Below are 15,438 nucleotides of genomic sequence, written 5' to 3' on the forward strand. Positions count from 1 at the left end.
CAGAGGATGCCCCTGTGACGCTCTTTGCGCGTATCCCCAAAGTTGACAAAATTCTCGAATGGGATGGGACAAAGGTCCTTCTCGGGGTTCACCCCCGCCCGACCGTCCTCAACGCTGTCAGGTCTGTTCTTGACGCCTTCCGCACCGCCGCCCGCAACGGCTCTCTCAGGGAAGAGGAACTGCTCGAAGCTGCGGTGACGTCGAGAATCGAGCGGGAAGTTGCCCGCTCAACAGCCTTCAGCCTGCGGCGCGTGGTCAACGGGACTGGTGTCGTGATCCATACGAACCTGGGGCGTTCTCCCCTGTCGAAGCGGGTAAAACCCATCCTCGACGAGATCGCCTTCGGGTATTCCAATCTCGAATTCGATCTGGACAGGGGCGAGCGGGGAAGCCGCTACAGCCATGTTGAGCGGCTTATCTGCGAACTGACCGGCGCCGAGGCGGCCCTGGTAGTGAACAACAACGCCGCCGCCGTGCTTCTTGCCCTGTCGGCCCTGGCTGCCGGGAAGGAGGTCATCGTTTCCCGGGGTGAACTGGTGGAGATCGGGGGATCCTTCCGCATCCCCGATGTCATGGGGCAGGGGGGCGCCATACTCCGGGAGGTGGGGACCACCAACCGGACCCATCCCCGCGACTACCGCCAGGCCGTCACGCCGGAGACGGCGCTTCTCCTCAAGGTCCATTCCAGCAATTTCGCCGTGGTCGGCTTTACCGCCGAGGTGTCCGCCGCCGAGCTTGTCGCCATCGGCAAAGAGCATTCCGTGCCGGTCATGGCCGACATCGGGAGCGGCTGCCTCCTGGATCTTTCTCCTTTCGGTATCCGGGGCGAGCCCACGGTTCAGGAATTCGTCAAGGCGGGAGTCGACGTCATCACGTTCAGCGGCGACAAGCTCCTCGGCGGCCCCCAGGCCGGGATCATCGTCGGCCGCAGGGAATTCATCGCCCCCCTCACGAAGCATCCCCTCCTGCGGGCACTGCGGATCGACAAGCTGACCCTGGCTGCATTGGAAGGAACGCTCCGCCTCTTCCGGGACGAACGGCAGGCCCTGGCCGAGATCCCGACCCTTCGGATGCTCACTGCGTCGGCCGCGGAACTGGCAACCCGTGCCCGGAGCTTTGCGCGACGCATCCGTCGGGCATCCCCGCCGGACATCCGGCTCACCCTCACCAGCGGCATCTCCCAGGTAGGGGGAGGAGCCTATCCCCTCCTCGAACTGCCAACGACCCTCATGGCCGTGGAGGCCGACGGCATCTCTCCCCAGGAGATGGAAATCAGGCTCAGGGGGATGGAGATTCCGGTCACCGGCCGCATTCACAGGGGACGGTTCCTCCTCGATGTCCGCACCCTCCAGGATGACGATATCCCGTTCATAGCCGCAGCCCTCAGCAGTCTTGCCGGCTAGGAACTCCTGCCGTTGTGGCGTGACTTTTGTCTGGTCTTTTGCCTATCCTTTTGTATAATCGGGTAATTCCGGCCGGCTGCTCCCGCAGCGCACCGGCCCGTCATGAGGTCGACACATGGCAGTTTTCGCCCTGATTCCGGCGGCAGGCATGGGCAAGCGGATGGGTGCCTCCATCAACAAGCAGTATCTGCTCCTGGACGGGATGCCGATCCTTGCCCGCACCCTGGAAGTCTTCGAGCGCTCCCCCCTGCTGGACGGCATCTTCGTTGTGATTCCAGCGGACGAGATCCCTTTCTGCCGCGAGCAGGTGGTGGAGCGGCACGGCTTTTCGAAGGTGCGGAGCATCGTTGCCGGCGGGGCCGAGCGCCAGCAGTCGGTCCTGAACGGCCTGCGGGACATGGAGGGAACGGTGGGGGAGGACGACGTGGTTCTCATCCACGACGGGGTCCGCCCTTTTGTCACGGAAGAGATCCTCGACCGGGCGGTTGCCGTGGCCCGTGAGCACGACGGGGCCCTGGTGGCGGTGCCGGCCAAGGACACGGTCAAGATGGTGGAGAACGGCATCATCACCGCCACGCCGCCACGGGAGACCCTCTGGCTCGCTCAGACCCCCCAGGCCTTTCGCTACGGAGTCATCCGCGCAGCCCACGAGGTGGCCGACGCCGAGCGGTTCCTCGGCACCGACGACGCCATGCTCGTGGAGCGGCTGGGGCGACAGGTCCGGATCGTTCTGGGGGACTACCGCAACGTTAAGATTACGACGCCGGAGGATATGGTTCTGGCAGAAGCGTTCATCAAGGAGAAGCTGCAATGAGAATCGGGCACGGCTACGACGTCCATTGTCTCGTGGAGGGGCGAAAACTGATCCTCGGAGGGGTTGATGTTCCCTACGAGCGGGGGCTCCTGGGACACTCGGACGCCGACGTCCTCCTCCATGCCATCGCCGACGCCATCCTCGGGGCGCTGGCCCTAGGGGACATCGGGAAGCACTTTCCCGATACCGACCCCCAGTTCAAGGGGGCCGACAGCCGCAAGCTCCTGCGCCACGTCATGGCCCTGGCCGGCCAGAAGGGATATGTCCTCGGGAATGTGGATGCCACCATGGTGGCCCAGCGCCCCAAGCTGGCCCCCTTCATCCCGGAGATGCGAGCGAATCTCGCCGAAGACCTCACCGCTGAGATCGATCGGATCAACGTCAAGGCCACTACCACTGAGCAACTTGGCTTTGCCGGCCGAGGCGAGGGGATAGCCGCTTATGCGGTGGTCCTCATGGAGCGCACGTAGCGCCCCCCTGAAATCACGTCCAAAGGATTGAGTTCATGTCAACCGAAACGACCCACGCCGCCAACTTCCTCCGCACCATCGTTCAGGAGGACCTGAAGAGCGGCAAACGCGAAACCATCGTTACCCGCTTCCCCCCGGAACCCAACGGCTATCTCCACATCGGCCACGCCAAGTCCATCTGCCTGAACTTCGGCCTGGCAAAGGAGTTCGGCGGCCGCTGTCACCTCCGCTTCGACGACACGAACCCGGTAAAGGAAGAAACCGAGTATGTGGAATCCATCAAGGAGAGCGTGCAGTGGCTTGGCTTTTCGTGGGGGACGCATCTCTACTACGCCTCCGAGTACTTCGAGCAGCTCTACCAGTGGGCCGAGCACCTGATCCAGCAGGGAAAGGCCTACGTGGACGACCTGACGGCCGACGAGATCCGCGCCCACCGCGGCACCTTGACCGAGCCGGGGAAGGAGAGCCCCTGGCGCAACCGCTCCGCGGAGGAGAACCTGGATCTTTTCCGCCGGATGCGGGCCGGGGAGTTTCCCGACGGCGCCAAGGTGCTCCGGGCGAAGATAGACATGGCCTCCCCCAACATGAACTTTCGTGATCCGGTCATGTACCGGATCATCCACGCCTCCCACCCCCACGTGGGTGACGCCTGGCGCATCTATCCCATGTACGACTACGCCCACGGCCAGTCCGACGCCATCGAGGGGATCACCCACTCCATCTGCACCCTGGAGTTCGAGGACCACAAGCCCCTCTACGAGTGGTTCCTGGACAACCTGCCGGTCCCCAACCGCCCCCGCCAGTACGAGTTTGCGCGCCTGAACCTCACCTATGCGGTCATGAGCAAGCGCAAGCTCCTGCAGTTGGTGAAGGACGGCGACGTCTCCGGCTGGGACGACCCGCGCATGCCTACCATCATGGGGATTCGACGGCGGGGGTACACCCCTGAGGCGGTCCGGAACTTCTGCGAGACCATCGGGGTGGGGCGGAGCGACAGCTGGATCGACATGAGCATCCTGGAGGAGAGCGTCCGTCAGGACCTGAACGAGCGGGCTCCCCGGGTCATGGCGGTATTGAGGCCCCTGCGGCTCGTCATCGAGAACTACCCGGAAGGGGAGGCGGAGGAGCTCACCATCCCGTACCATCCCCAGAAACCTGAGCTGGGGAGCCGGCAGGTCCCCTTCTGCGAAGAGCTGTTCATCGAGCGGGATGATTTTGCCGAGATCCCCCCCAAGGGATTCAAGCGCCTCTCCCCCGGGGAGGAGATACGCCTCAGGGGCGCCTACATCGTGAAGTGCACCGGCGTGGAAAAGGATGCCGAGGGCACCGTCACCGCGGTCCGCTGCACCTACGACCCGGAGACCCGCAGCGGTCTTCCGGGCTCCGAGCGGAAGGTGAAGGGGGTCATCCACTGGGTCTCGGCCCGCCATGCCGTGGCGGCGGAGGTGCGCCTCTACGACCGGCTCTTCACCGACCCCAACCCCTCGGGCGACGACTGGAAGGAGCAGCTGAACCCGGCGTCGGTGGAGGTTGTGCGCGGCTGCCGTCTGGAGCCCTCTCTGGCGGCGTCCCAGGCCGAGGACCGCTTCCAGTTCGAGCGGCAGGGGTACTTCTGCGCCGATCTGAGGGATTCCCGCCCCGGGGCGCCGGTCTTCAACCGGACGGTGACCCTGCGGGATTCGTGGACCAAGAAATAACGAGATGAAAGGGTAGTACATGTCTTTGCGCGTCTACAACACGCTTTCCGGAACCAAGGAAGAATTCACTCCCCTCGTGCCGGGGAAGGTCTCCATGTACGTCTGCGGCGTCACGGTCTACGACCACTGCCACATCGGCCACGCCCGCGCCAACGTGGTCTTCGACATGATCTACCGGTACCTGCGCCACGCGGGATATGACGTTACCTACGTCCGCAATTACACCGACGTGGACGACAAGATCATCAACCGGGCCAACCAGGAAGGTGTTCCCTACAACGTCATCTCAGAGCGCTTCATCGCCGAGTTCGACCGGGACATGGCGGCCCTGGGGCTCGATCTCCCCACCCACCAGCCCAAGGCTACGGAGCATATCGCCGAGATGATCGACGTCATCAACCGCCTCATCGACAAGGGGTATGCCTACGCGGCGGACGGCGACGTTTACTTCTGCGTGGAAAAGTTCGATCCCTACCTGAAGCTCTCCAAGCGCAACCTGGACGAGATGCAGGCCGGGGCCCGGATCGAGGTGGGGGAGAAGAAGCGCCACCCCATGGATTTCGCCCTCTGGAAGGGCTCCAAGCCGGGTGAGCCCTTCTGGGAGTCCCCCTGGGGCCAGGGGCGGCCGGGATGGCACATCGAGTGCTCGGCCATGAGCATGAAGTACCTGGGGGAGACCTTCGACATCCATGGCGGCGGCAAGGACCTGGTCTTTCCCCACCATGAGAACGAGATCGCCCAGTCCGAGGCGGCCAACGGCAAGCCCTTTGCCCACTACTGGATCCACAACGGTTTCGTGAACATCAACTCCGAGAAGATGAGCAAGTCCCTGGGGAACTTCTTCACCATCAAGGAGGTGCTGGAGAAGTACGACGCCGAAGTGCTCCGGTTCTTCCTCCTCTCGGCCCACTACCGTTCCCCCATCGACTTCTCGGACCAAAACCTTCGTGAGGCCGAGGCGGGGTTGGAGCGGATCTACGGGACCCTTGCGGGAATCGATGAGAATCTGACAAAAGGAGCGGAGGGTACGACGGAAGAGACTGACAGGGAGTTGGCCGAAAAGGCTGCCACCTTTCCCGAGCGTTTCCGCGAAGCCATGGATGATGACTTCAACACGGCCCAGGCCCTGGGCTTTGTTTTCGATCTGGTGAGGTCGGCAAACAGGGTGCTGGGGGAAGGAACGGGAGGGAGCAATCGCGACCTCCTGGCAGAGGCGCGGGATCGAATCCGGGAGGTGGGGGCGGTGCTCGGCATCTTCACCTCCGAGCCCCGTGCGTTCGCGGAGCGGCTCAAAAAGCGCAAGGCTGCGGAGCTTCCCATCACCGCCGAGGAGATCGAACGGCTGATCGCGGAACGGATTGCGGCCCGCGCAAGCCGGGACTTCAAACGCGCCGACGAAATCCGTGACGATCTCGCCGCAAAGGGGATCATGCTGCTCGACTCCCCCCAGGGGACAACCTGGAAGGTAAAATAACGAAACATTGCCATGGGGCCCATCCCCTGTGACCCTTTGGCACGACCTGCTAAGAAAAAAGGGCCGCTTCTTGCGGCCCTTTTTTCTTAGGCGGCCTTCTGGTGGTGGGGCTGCTCCGTCTTTTGCAATTGGACGGCAAAAATCTCCATGGCCTCGCGCATGATATCGGAGACACTCTTCTGGGTTGCATCCATTATCTGCTGGAGCCGATCACGCTCCTCGTCGCTGATTCTCATGGATATGACGTTGTACCGCGGATTCTCTCTCATTCTGCCCATGGTTTGTTATCCTCCGTGTATAGTGTGCTCGGTTACGTTCAATCGTATGAGACAACACTATTGCCATTTGCATGCCAAAACATGAGAATCGACAACCCCATCGCAACAGACTAAAATTATTGCATTTTTAAAACATTGATTTAAATTAATAAAATATTCTGTATACACAATTGTGTCATTGGTGGCACACAACTGGCCAAAAGTGCACACTTTGTTTACGCCGCGCCATCAATGAGTTAGCGAACATCCCGCTCCCTGAGGCGGTACTTATCGAGAAGCCGATAAAAAGTCCGCCGGGGGATGTTCGCCAGTTTCGCCGCCCGCGAAATATTGCCGTTGGCCTCCGTCAGGTAACGTTGGATAAGCTTCTTCTCCAGCTTCCCCATATGCTGCTCCCGCTCGGATCTAAACGATGCCGCGTGGATGTCGAGCCCCGTGGCGAACCCCTCCTCAAGCCCCTCAGAAAGGGCCAGGGGAAAGTTCTCGACCCGGATCACGCCGTCATGGGTGAGAACAGCGGCCCGCTCAATGACGTTCTGCATCTCACGGATATTGCCGGGCCACGGATACTTCGTGAGTGCCTTGACGGCACGGTCCTCGATGCCGACCATCCGCTTGTTGAGCTTGGTGCTTGCCTTGTCCATGAAGTGGTGGACCAGGATGGGAATCGACTCGACGCGGCTTCTCAGGGGGGGCATGGTAATGGTGAAGACGTTGAGCCGATAGTAGAGATCCTCCCGGAACCACCCCTCCCTGACCCCCTGCTCCAGGTTCTTGTTGGTGGCGGCAATGAGGCGCACATCAACCTTTTTTGCTGCTGTTCCCCCCACGGGGCGCACCTCTCCCATATCGAGAACCCGCAAGAGCTCTGCCTGGAGCTTGGGGGTTATGTCGCCGATCTCGTCGAGGAATATCGTCCCCCCGTCGGCAGCCTCGAAGAGCCCTTTCTTGTCGGCTATGGCACCGGTGAAGGCTCCCCGCTTGTGGCCGAAGAGTTCGCTCTCCAGGAGGGAGTCGGTGATGGTGGTGCAGTTGACGGTGACCAGTGGTTTGTCGTTGCGCTTGCTGTAGCGGTGGATCGCCCGGGCGGTGAGCTCCTTGCCGGTCCCCGACTCCCCCCGGATGAGAACCGTTGTAGGGGTGGGTCCCACCTGCTTGATGAGGCCGAGCACATCCAGGGTCTTGCGGTCGTTGCCCACGATGAACTCGTCACCGTACTCCCGTTCCAGCTCCCGCCGCGCCAGCTCGTACTTCTGGATGAGACGCCCCCGGTCCTCCTCCAGCTGCTGGAGGTTGTAGGGGAGGCACATCTCGATCTCCGCGAGCCCCTGAAAGACTGCCACGGCGTACTCGCGACAGGTGCGGTAACCGCAGGCCCGGCAGTTGAGCTCGTCCTTCACCGTGAACTTGTTGGTGGAGTTGAGGATCTTGCGGACGTCGTTTGCCTTGGGAGCCTCCAGTTTCGCGTACTTGCTGGCGAAGCTGCGGCCAAAGGAGACCCTCCCCGCCTCAAGGAGGGAATTGGGGACCGTCCGGCAGGGGACCTCCTGCTTGAAGTGGGCAATGACCCGGTTGCGGCGGTAAAACTCCGTAAGCGCCCGGTTTCTGCCGGGGCCGCCGATGCAACCGTCGTAGCAGAAGCGGAGGTCGGCGATCCGGGGGGAGATGCGGCCGGCGGCCAGGTCATTGATGATCCCCATGACGTTCACCTCGCCGCAGGCGGCGACGATCTCGGTGTCAAGGGGATCAAAGGGGATGCCGAAGGCCCGGAACGTCCCATCGGCAATGGGGAAAAGCCGGCCGGCTCCCGGCCTCATTCCGTCGAGGGGCTCGTCGGCAAGGGCCGGCAGGGCTATCTGGCGGCTCCGGAAGATACCCTCCAGTTCCCGGTAGGTCAGAACGATGTCGACGGCGCCGCGGGTCTCCTGGGTCTGCGTTTCCAGTTTGTTGGCAACGCAGGAGCTTATGTAGACGACCCTCACATGCTGCCCCAGGGTGCCCTTGAGATACCGCCCCATGGCCACCATGGGGGATACTACCGGCACAAGGTTCCCCACGAGCTTCGGGTAGTGGCGCTCGATGAGATCGACGATGGCAGGGCAGTGGGACGAAATACGGGGGTGCCCCTTTTCCGACGTGATCCGGGCATAATCGTCGGCAATCAGTTCGGCCCCATAGGATCCCTCGTGGACCTCGGCGAAGCCGATCTTCCTGAGGCCCGCCACCAACTGGCCGGGGGTAACATTATGGAAAAAGGCGGGAAAGGAGGACCCGAGCACGGCAATAACCTCCTCCCCCGAGGAGAGGAGCTTTTCGGTCACCCCCACCTTGTCGGCCACCATCTTTGCCTGCTGGGGGCAGTTGCTGAGACAGTTGCCGCAGCCGATGCACCGGTCGACGATGATCTCGGTGTAGCTCTTGGCCACCTTGATCGCCTTGACCGGGCAACTCCGGACACAGCAGTAGCATTTACGGCACTTCTCTTTTACGGTAATGATCGGTTCCATGGTTCTCCCAGCTCAGAACGTTATGCCTTACACTCTGTTGGTCGCCTGATCCACCGCTCAATCATATATCAGGCCCGCCTCCCTGTGCAACCAATGACACACCCGAAGCACACTGTGCCACACTTGACACACCAGCAGGCAAAAAAACACCCTAGCGACTAGGAGGGAAAGTCAACTAGGGCATAATGAGGGCCTTGCGACCCTCGCAATTCTTTCATCTATAGTATACCGTGCCGCTGCCACCCCTGCAACAAAAAATATTTCTAACTAATTAATATACAAAGTTTTTTCATCCTTTTACCCACCAGAGCCTCCCCTTGCGTCCAATTGCTCCCCTCTGCCGTTTATGGTATAACCTCTTCAGATTCAGCCGATTTTCCGACAATTCCACCAAAGGAGCTCTCCATGGACCTCACCCTTGATGAACACCGCCTCGTATCTGAATTTCGCCGTCTGAATCCTGCCGGAAAGCAGGAGATTCTCGACTTCGCCTCTCTCCTGCTCAAGCGCCAGGACGAGGGAGCGACGGCCGGCGAGCCCTCTGCCACCCGGAACAGCTGCACTCTCGACCGCAAGGAGGAGCGTCCCGAAACGACCAAGGAGCCGCTCTTCACGGAGTAACCCCACGCCATGCGCCTCACACGCCTTTTTTCCCAGAGCCTCGGCATCCTCTTTTTCGTTCTCATCACGGCGCTTTCCGTCAACGCCGAAACCAAAGCCCCTACCCTGCAAAAGCCTCCCACGGGGGAACGGTGGTTCGGCATCTTTCTCGGAAACGAGCGGACCGGTTTCGCTCACCAGAACATCACCGCAAAGGACGGCGGGTACGAGATCACGGCCGAGGGGAGCGTGAAGATGGTCGTCATGGGGTTCTCCCGCGAGGCATCTTCCCGGGAACGCTATGTCGTGGGGCCCGACCTCTCTCTCAGGTCATTCGCGGTGGAACAGGTCATTGACGGGACCCTCATGGGGGTTACCGGGGAGGCGACACCCAAGGGAGTCAAGGTGGTTGTGAATGCGGGAGGCGAAAGGAAGGAGAAGCTCCTGGCGGCGAAAGGTCCCGTATTCCCGCCGCCGGTCCTCAACATCCTTCCCCTCGTAAAGGGAACCGCCAAGGGGAAGCGCCTCCAGGTCCAGATGCTCGATGTGGAGGCGGTGAAAGTGAAGAAGGTGACCGTGACGGTCATGGGATTCGAGCCCCTCCCGGACGGGGCCCGCGCCCTCCACCTCCGCAACGACCTTTTCCCCCTCGTTGACAACGACATCTGGGTGGACGCCGCGGGGAACACGATACGGGAGTCGGTGCGGGACGGCCTCGTGGAAACGGTGGCCGAGGATGAGGGGCGCACCCGGCAGTTCATCGCCTCCGCGGCCCTCTCCCGTCGGGACCTTATTTTCGACTTCAGCCTCGTGCGGGTCGATCCCCCCCTTGCCAACGCGGCCAGCCTGACTCGGCTCGTGATGGAGCTTGACGGGATTCCCTCCTCCATGCCCATCATCCAGGGAGGGGGGCAAACCGCCCGCCGGACCGATGCCGGAACGGTGGTGTTCACGGTGGAGCCGGCAAAGACCGCCGCCTCGCCCCTTGCCGAGCCGGAGCGAACGCGCTACACGGAGCCCACGGACCGGCTCCCGGCGGATAATCCCGACATCATTGCCCACGCAAGGGAAGTGGTTGGCCAGGAGACGATCCCCCGGAAGCAGGTGGAAAAGCTCGTCCAGTGGGTGGCAGCCACCGTGGAGGACGCTGTCACCGACGCCCCCTCACCCCTCGACACCCTCAAATCACGGAAGGGGAACTGCCAGTCCCACGCTCGGCTCTATACATCCCTCGCCCGTGCCGCGGGGATTCCGACCCGGTTCGTCTCGGGTCTCGCCTATCTGGAAGGGAAGGGATTTCTCTACCACAGCTGGGCCGAAAGCTACGTGGATGGGGGGTGGCTGCAGGTGGACCCCACCTTCGGACAGGTTCCCGTCGATGCCACCCACGTGAAGCTGGTGGAGGGTGAGGGCCCCGATGACCTGGCGGCCATCGCCGGGGTGGTGGGGAAGATCAAAGCGCGGGTGATTGAGACGAAGTGACAAGAAGAAAGTAGCCAGGAGTCAGAATACAGAATGAGCTATTGAACCTAATGGACGAGCCGCTTTTCTCCTGAATTCTGACTCCTGAATTCTGAATTTTAAGGAGCTGTTACCGAAACTCCGCCTCATACCGCCCGACAATGCCGGCAATCTCCCGCTTGACCGCCGCCTTCACCGGTCCCACGGCCACCAGATTGAGCCGTGCCGGCGAGAAGAGCTCCCGGGCCGTGGCCATGACCGCCGCGGCATCCACGGCGCCAGCCTCGGCCTGGTCCTCCTCGATGCTCCGCACCATCCCCATGAGCTCACCCCATCCGTAGCGCACCTGCATGTCGAAGGTGGCATCCCTGCTGTAATCCAGGTCGAAGAAATAACCCTGCCGAACCCGGCCCAGTTCCTCGTCCCCCACCGGCTCCGATGCCAGGCGCAGGGTCTCGCGCAGCACTTCCGTCACTGCCACGGCCAGGTTCTCCGGAGCCGTAGAGAGCTCCACAGCGAAGCAGCCGGTATCGTCGTAGGCCGCAAGCTGGGCGTCCACCGAATAGACGATGCCGAGCCGCTCCCGCAGGTTCAGGTGGAGCCGGGAGCACCCCCCACCGGTGAGGATGCGCCGGATGAGCCGGGCAGCGGCCAGCCGCTGGTCCTCCCGGGGGAAGCTCCGGAAGGCAAGCTGGAGGTTCACCTGGCTGTCGGAGTCCTTGACGAACAGGGAAACCGGAGCGTCCTGGACATCGGAGACCGACTCCTGGACGGGGGCCGGGGGACCGCTCCAGGGTGCGAAGGCCCGGCCGGCAGCGGCAAACACCTCCTCGACAGAAACCCTTCCCGCCGCCACCACGACGGCGTTTTCCGGCACATAGTGGCGGGCCATGTGCACCCGGAGGTCCTCCTCGGTGAAGCCGGCAATGGTGTCGAGATAGCCGATGGTGGGCATGCCGATCCCGTGGCCGGGCCACAGGAGCCGGCTCGCCAGGTTGTCGGGATTAACCTCTTCCCCCTGCTCGTTGATATCCTCCAGGGCCTCTTCGGTGATGATCTTCTTCTCGATCTCGAGCCCCGTGAGGAGTGGAGAGAGGAGCATGACCGACAGAAGCCTCAGCCCCTCGGCCACGTGATCAGGGTGGACACGGGTGTAGTAGCAGGTGGTCTCGGCATCGGTGGCGGCGTTGATGCAGCCGCCGATCGCCTCGAAGTCCGCCTCCAGCTCCAGGCTCGACGGATGCTCGGCAGTGCCGCGGAAGAGCATGTGCTCCAGAAAGTGGGCGAGCCCCGCCTTCTCGCGGCTGTCGTGGCGGCCCCCCACCCGAAGGTAGACGGCGATCTCCGCCGAGTTGAGGTGGGACATCTCCACGGCAACGACGCGAAGGCCGTTGGGAAGGGTTGTAAGCCGGGGTGTGATTGTGGTCATGGGGCTTCCGCGCTGATGGTCCGGATGGCGTCGAAGACGACGGCGTCGTACTTGTCCTGGGAGATGGCCTGGGCCACGGAGGGGATCTTCAGGAGCGATTTCACGAGGCCGAACCGCATATCCCGGGGAAGGATGTCGATGTAGCGGACCAGGTTCTCCTCCTGCTCCGCTCCGAGCCGCGGATCACTGGTGAGGGTCGCCACGATGTCCCCCATGGTGGAAGCCTGCAGGTCGTCCCGCTGGGCCTCAAGGCGCTCCCGCACCCCGTCCCAGCCGTTGAGGACCTCGACGGCGGTGACGGGGTGGCGGGTGTTCTCGGCGCACCAGTGCAGGAACGCAATGGCCGCCTCCTTACCGACGATGCCGGCGTAGATCTCCATTTCCAGGTCCCTGGGGAAGCGGCAGCTCTTGCGGAGGATGCTCACCATCTCCCATCCCCGCTCCGTGGGCTCCGCATCCATCTCCAGGGGGCTCCCCTGGCTGGCGAGGAACATGGAATTGGCGGCCAGAAAGTGGCGTACGCCAGTGTCCAGGTCCCGGGCAGCGGCGTAGCCGGCCCAGCAGTGGTAGTCGGTTTCCACGTAGAGCATCACCATCCGGTCGATGAGGGCCCGGTCCAGAGTCGCCACCTGGTAGGTGCCGTCAGGGGGGTTGATGGTCACCACCACCTTGTGTTTCGGATGGAGGGAGTGGGTGTGGAGAGCCCGGCGCATCCCCTCGGCCGGGGGCTCCACGAACTGGAAGATGGCCTGGAGGGTGTCCTCCTGCTGGGCCCGGTTCAGCTCGTCGCAGTGGATGACCGTGGCCGGCTCGTCATCGGCGGGCCACCAGCAGGGGCGGGACCAGTTCATCACCTTCCCCTCCCGGTAGGGGATGCCGACCAGGTCCCCCACCTCCATCTGACCGAGGCGCAGCGGTACGTAGCTGCTCCCCAGCTCCCGGCAGAGCTGAACGATCCCGGCGGTCTTCCCCACCCCCCGGTGCCCCACCACGCAGGGGGTAAGGTCGGTCCTGGTCAGGATTTCCCGCAGGACGGTTTTCATCTGTTCGACGTTCATGACGTGCGTTACACCTCGTATGCATCCTGGAAGTACTGAGCTTCACTACCGCAATGTGAAAGCATAGCATTGTTGCGGCCGCCAGGTCCATACCGACGTGCGCGACAGCAGGGTGAACTCCCTTGACACGTCAGGGGCAAAGTGCTATAAACGCCGTCCCTTTCGGGGGTAACAAAGTGAGGTGGAAGCATGATTGTCAGGAAGCGCTCAGCAGGAGATAACGTCGAGGCAAAATGCACCCGGTGCCGGGCGGTGCTGAACCACACCATCGTGGCGATGGTGGGGGAACGGATTGTCCGGGTCCAGTGCAACACCTGCGGCGGCCAGCACAACTACCACCAACCCCAAGAAGAAAAGAAGCCGGTTGAGCGTTCCGCGTCTCAACGCTCCACGTCCCGCACCCCATCGGCGGGCCGTCCCCGCCGAGAGCCGATTCCCAAGGGTCCGTCGGAGTGGGAGCTGAGCATAGAAGGGGTCGACCCGGACACGGCCACCCCCTATGCCATGGACCGCCCCTTCCGCACCGGCGAGGTCGTCTCCCATCCCGTCTTCGGCATCGGCATCGTCGTGACCGTCACCAAGCCCAACAAGGTTGAGATCCTCTTCAAGGACGGCGTGAAGCTGCTGCGCTGCGCCCTGTAAACCACCCCGATTCACCCCGCCTCCAGCCCGGCTTTACGGAGGGACTTGTCCTCATACATCCTTCGGTCGGCCAGGCGCCATGTATCACGCAGGGTACTGGGGGTGCTCGCCGTTGCGGCGCCAAGGGAGAGGCTCAGCCTGAACTCTGCGGTCTCGCCATTGCACGCGGCAACGCTTCTCCGTATCCTCTCCAGAGCCTCTGCTGCAGCAGCCTCGTCAGCACTTTCGAGAATCACGGCAAACTCATCCCCCCCCACCCGCGCCACCACATCCTCTGCCCGAAACGCCTCCTGGAGCGCCCGTGCCGCCACGATGATCAGCCGGTCTCCGGCTGCATGCCCCAGGGTGTCATTCACCCACTTGAGCCTGTCCACGTCGACCATGATGACGCTGGCCGGAAAGTGGCGCCCCCGGTCGATCCGGTCCATCTCAGCCTCGAAAAAGCGCCGGTTGTAAAGGCCGGTCATGGAGTCACGGGTGGAGAGGAGGACAAGCTTTTCCTCGTGCTCGTGAAGCCGGTTCATGAGGCTGTTGAACGCGTCGGCCACCGCCTGGATCTCGTCGCCGGAGTGTATGAGCACGTTGCGGTAGGTGCCGCTTTCCTCAATCCCCCTGATCTGTTCCGCAAGGAAGAGCATCGGCATCATCAGATGACGCATGAACAACCAGACGACAATGGCGATCAGGAGCCCGGCGGGGATGATCCAGGTCCGGACCGAACGTTCAGTGGCCAGCATCGGTGCATAGGCCTCGGCCACCGGGTAATCGGCTGCAAGCATCCACGGCGCCGCGCCCAACCGCTTCACTGTCGTGACGACGCGCTCCCCCTTCGCATTGATCGTCTCACCGCAAACCACTCCACCGTCGGCACCGCGGACATAGAGGCTTTGCAGCCCCGGGGGGAGGCCACGGTTCAGCATGGTCCCCCGATGGGGGTTCGTCATGATGGTTTCGTCGGCGGTGAAGAGATAAAAGTATCCGGTGCGCCCCACCTTCGCATCGGACAGGGAACCAAGGAAATTCTCCTTCATGAGATCCATGCTGCCGCCAAGGAGCGCCACCAGGCGGCCGTCGAGGCTGAATATCGGCGCGGTGAACATGATCACCGGGTGCCGGTGGGGCTGCCGGGAGATATAGGGAGACGAGATATACGGCCTCCCCGTTGCCACCGTGGCACGGAGATACTCGCGGTCCGAAAAGTCCATGTCGGGCCGGATGACTTCTTCGATGGTGGAGGCAAGGAGCTTCCCGTCGGCGGTAAAGAGGAACACCCCGTTGTCGAAGATGGAGCCGAGGGCCGGCAGCGTGTCCAGGAATTCCCGCGCCCTCCGGCTGCTTGCAAGGTGGCCGGCGGTGCAGCTCCGGGCCGCTGAGGCGAGGGCATCATGGGATACCACGAGCTTGTCGTCCAGGTCCTTGGCGAGCCTCGTCACGAGAGTGGCCTGCTGGGCCTCCACGCCGCGAGCGAATTCATTCTCGAGAAAAGAGAGCGTGAGGTGAGCGGCCAAGGGGATGCAGGTAGACATAATGAGCATCACGAAGGCTGTTATTTTGGTTTTGAGGCTCATTCGTCCCATGGGGCTCTCTATGCAAAGTTCATCATTA

General features: G+C 62.5%; 13 protein-coding genes. 8 read left to right on the forward strand and 5 right to left on the reverse strand.

From position 1 onward, the window contains the following. The first annotated feature begins 14 nt into the window (after positions 1-14). From selA to cysS, 5 genes are all read left to right on the forward strand, one after another. Positions 15-1,403 (forward strand): L-seryl-tRNA(Sec) selenium transferase, encoded by a 1,389-nt coding sequence (gene selA, locus KI811_RS09125; RefSeq protein ID WP_214186164.1) that lies wholly within the window; start codon positions 15-17, stop codon positions 1,401-1,403. Between the two features lie 115 nt (positions 1,404-1,518). Beyond that, the gene (ispD, locus tag KI811_RS09130) at positions 1,519-2,217 is read left to right on the forward strand and encodes a 2-C-methyl-D-erythritol 4-phosphate cytidylyltransferase (protein ID WP_214186165.1); all 699 of its coding nucleotides are present in this window, start codon (positions 1,519-1,521) and stop codon (positions 2,215-2,217) included. Continuing rightward, entirely contained in the window at positions 2,214-2,687 is a 474-nt protein-coding gene (ispF, locus tag KI811_RS09135; protein ID WP_214186166.1) for a 2-C-methyl-D-erythritol 2,4-cyclodiphosphate synthase, read from the forward strand. The genes ispD and ispF overlap by 4 nt, the downstream gene beginning before the upstream one ends. 35 nt (positions 2,688-2,722) lie before the next feature. Further along, positions 2,723-4,384: a glutamine--tRNA ligase/YqeY domain fusion protein gene (locus KI811_RS09140; RefSeq protein WP_214186167.1), complete on the forward strand. Its 1,662-nt coding sequence runs from the start codon at positions 2,723-2,725 to the stop codon at positions 4,382-4,384. Between the two features lie 19 nt (positions 4,385-4,403). Beyond that, positions 4,404-5,858 carry a cysteine--tRNA ligase gene (gene cysS, locus KI811_RS09145; RefSeq protein WP_214186168.1) on the forward strand — a complete coding sequence of 485 codons (1,455 nt, stop codon included), beginning with the start codon at positions 4,404-4,406 and terminating at the stop codon, positions 5,856-5,858. Positions 5,859-5,944: 86 nt separating this feature from the next. Here the strand turns inward: cysS and KI811_RS09150 are convergent, their stop codons facing one another. Beyond that, positions 5,945-6,136 carry a ribbon-helix-helix domain-containing protein gene (locus KI811_RS09150; RefSeq protein ID WP_214186169.1) on the reverse strand — a complete coding sequence of 64 codons (192 nt, stop codon included), beginning with the start codon at positions 6,134-6,136 and terminating at the stop codon, positions 5,945-5,947. Between the two features lie 236 nt (positions 6,137-6,372). Further along, entirely contained in the window at positions 6,373-8,643 is a 2,271-nt protein-coding gene (locus tag KI811_RS09155; RefSeq protein WP_214186170.1) for a sigma 54-interacting transcriptional regulator, read from the reverse strand. Positions 8,644-9,048: 405 nt separating this feature from the next. Between KI811_RS09155 and KI811_RS09160 the strand changes: the two genes are divergently transcribed. Beyond that, a complete protein-coding gene (locus tag KI811_RS09160; protein WP_214186171.1) occupies positions 9,049-9,264 on the forward strand; it encodes a hypothetical protein in 216 nt (71 codons plus the stop codon). Positions 9,265-9,273: 9 nt separating this feature from the next. Then, positions 9,274-10,725 (forward strand): transglutaminase-like domain-containing protein, encoded by a 1,452-nt coding sequence (locus tag KI811_RS09165; protein WP_214186172.1) that lies wholly within the window; start codon positions 9,274-9,276, stop codon positions 10,723-10,725. A 109-nt stretch (positions 10,726-10,834) separates the two neighbouring features. Here KI811_RS09165 and KI811_RS09170 read toward each other — a convergent pair whose 3' ends face one another. Further along, positions 10,835-12,133 carry a M16 family metallopeptidase gene (locus KI811_RS09170; RefSeq protein ID WP_214186173.1) on the reverse strand — a complete coding sequence of 433 codons (1,299 nt, stop codon included), beginning with the start codon at positions 12,131-12,133 and terminating at the stop codon, positions 10,835-10,837. Beyond that, complete coding sequence (locus tag KI811_RS09175; protein WP_214186174.1) at positions 12,130-13,191, reverse strand: hypothetical protein; 1,062 nt, start codon at positions 13,189-13,191, stop codon at positions 12,130-12,132. The genes KI811_RS09170 and KI811_RS09175 overlap by 4 nt, the downstream gene beginning before the upstream one ends. A 189-nt stretch (positions 13,192-13,380) precedes the next feature. Between KI811_RS09175 and KI811_RS09180 the strand changes: the two genes are divergently transcribed. Continuing rightward, complete coding sequence (locus KI811_RS09180; protein ID WP_214186175.1) at positions 13,381-13,833, forward strand: hypothetical protein; 453 nt, start codon at positions 13,381-13,383, stop codon at positions 13,831-13,833. Positions 13,834-13,844: 11 nt separating this feature from the next. On the opposite strand, the gene KI811_RS09185 is transcribed toward KI811_RS09180, so the two are convergent. Further along, on the reverse strand, positions 13,845-15,410 hold the full coding sequence (locus tag KI811_RS09185; RefSeq protein WP_214186176.1) for a sensor domain-containing diguanylate cyclase: 1,566 nt from the start codon (positions 15,408-15,410) through the stop codon (positions 13,845-13,847). Positions 15,411-15,438 lie beyond the last annotated feature (28 nt).

The organism is Geobacter hydrogenophilus (genome assembly GCF_018501225.1).
GTDB classification, from domain to species: Bacteria; Desulfobacterota; Desulfuromonadia; order Geobacterales; family Geobacteraceae; genus Geobacter; species Geobacter hydrogenophilus.

Coding starts and splice junctions, on each gene's coding strand:
- ispD (WP_214186165.1), top strand. CDS start 1,519: ATGGCAGTTTTCGCCCTGATTCCGGCGGCAGGCATGGGCAAGCGGATG.
- ispF (WP_214186166.1), top strand. CDS start 2,214: ATGAGAATCGGGCACGGCTACGACGTCCATTGTCTCGTGGAGGGGCGA.
- KI811_RS09165 (WP_214186172.1), top strand. CDS start 9,274: ATGCGCCTCACACGCCTTTTTTCCCAGAGCCTCGGCATCCTCTTTTTC.
- KI811_RS09175 (WP_214186174.1), bottom strand. CDS start 13,191: ATGAACGTCGAACAGATGAAAACCGTCCTGCGGGAAATCCTGACCAGG.
- KI811_RS09185 (WP_214186176.1), bottom strand. CDS start 15,410: ATGGGACGAATGAGCCTCAAAACCAAAATAACAGCCTTCGTGATGCTC.
- KI811_RS09180 (WP_214186175.1), top strand. CDS start 13,381: ATGATTGTCAGGAAGCGCTCAGCAGGAGATAACGTCGAGGCAAAATGC.
- KI811_RS09140 (WP_214186167.1), top strand. CDS start 2,723: ATGTCAACCGAAACGACCCACGCCGCCAACTTCCTCCGCACCATCGTT.
- KI811_RS09155 (WP_214186170.1), bottom strand. CDS start 8,643: ATGGAACCGATCATTACCGTAAAAGAGAAGTGCCGTAAATGCTACTGC.
- cysS (WP_214186168.1), top strand. CDS start 4,404: ATGTCTTTGCGCGTCTACAACACGCTTTCCGGAACCAAGGAAGAATTC.
- KI811_RS09170 (WP_214186173.1), bottom strand. CDS start 12,133: ATGACCACAATCACACCCCGGCTTACAACCCTTCCCAACGGCCTTCGC.
- KI811_RS09160 (WP_214186171.1), top strand. CDS start 9,049: ATGGACCTCACCCTTGATGAACACCGCCTCGTATCTGAATTTCGCCGT.
- KI811_RS09150 (WP_214186169.1), bottom strand. CDS start 6,136: ATGGGCAGAATGAGAGAGAATCCGCGGTACAACGTCATATCCATGAGA.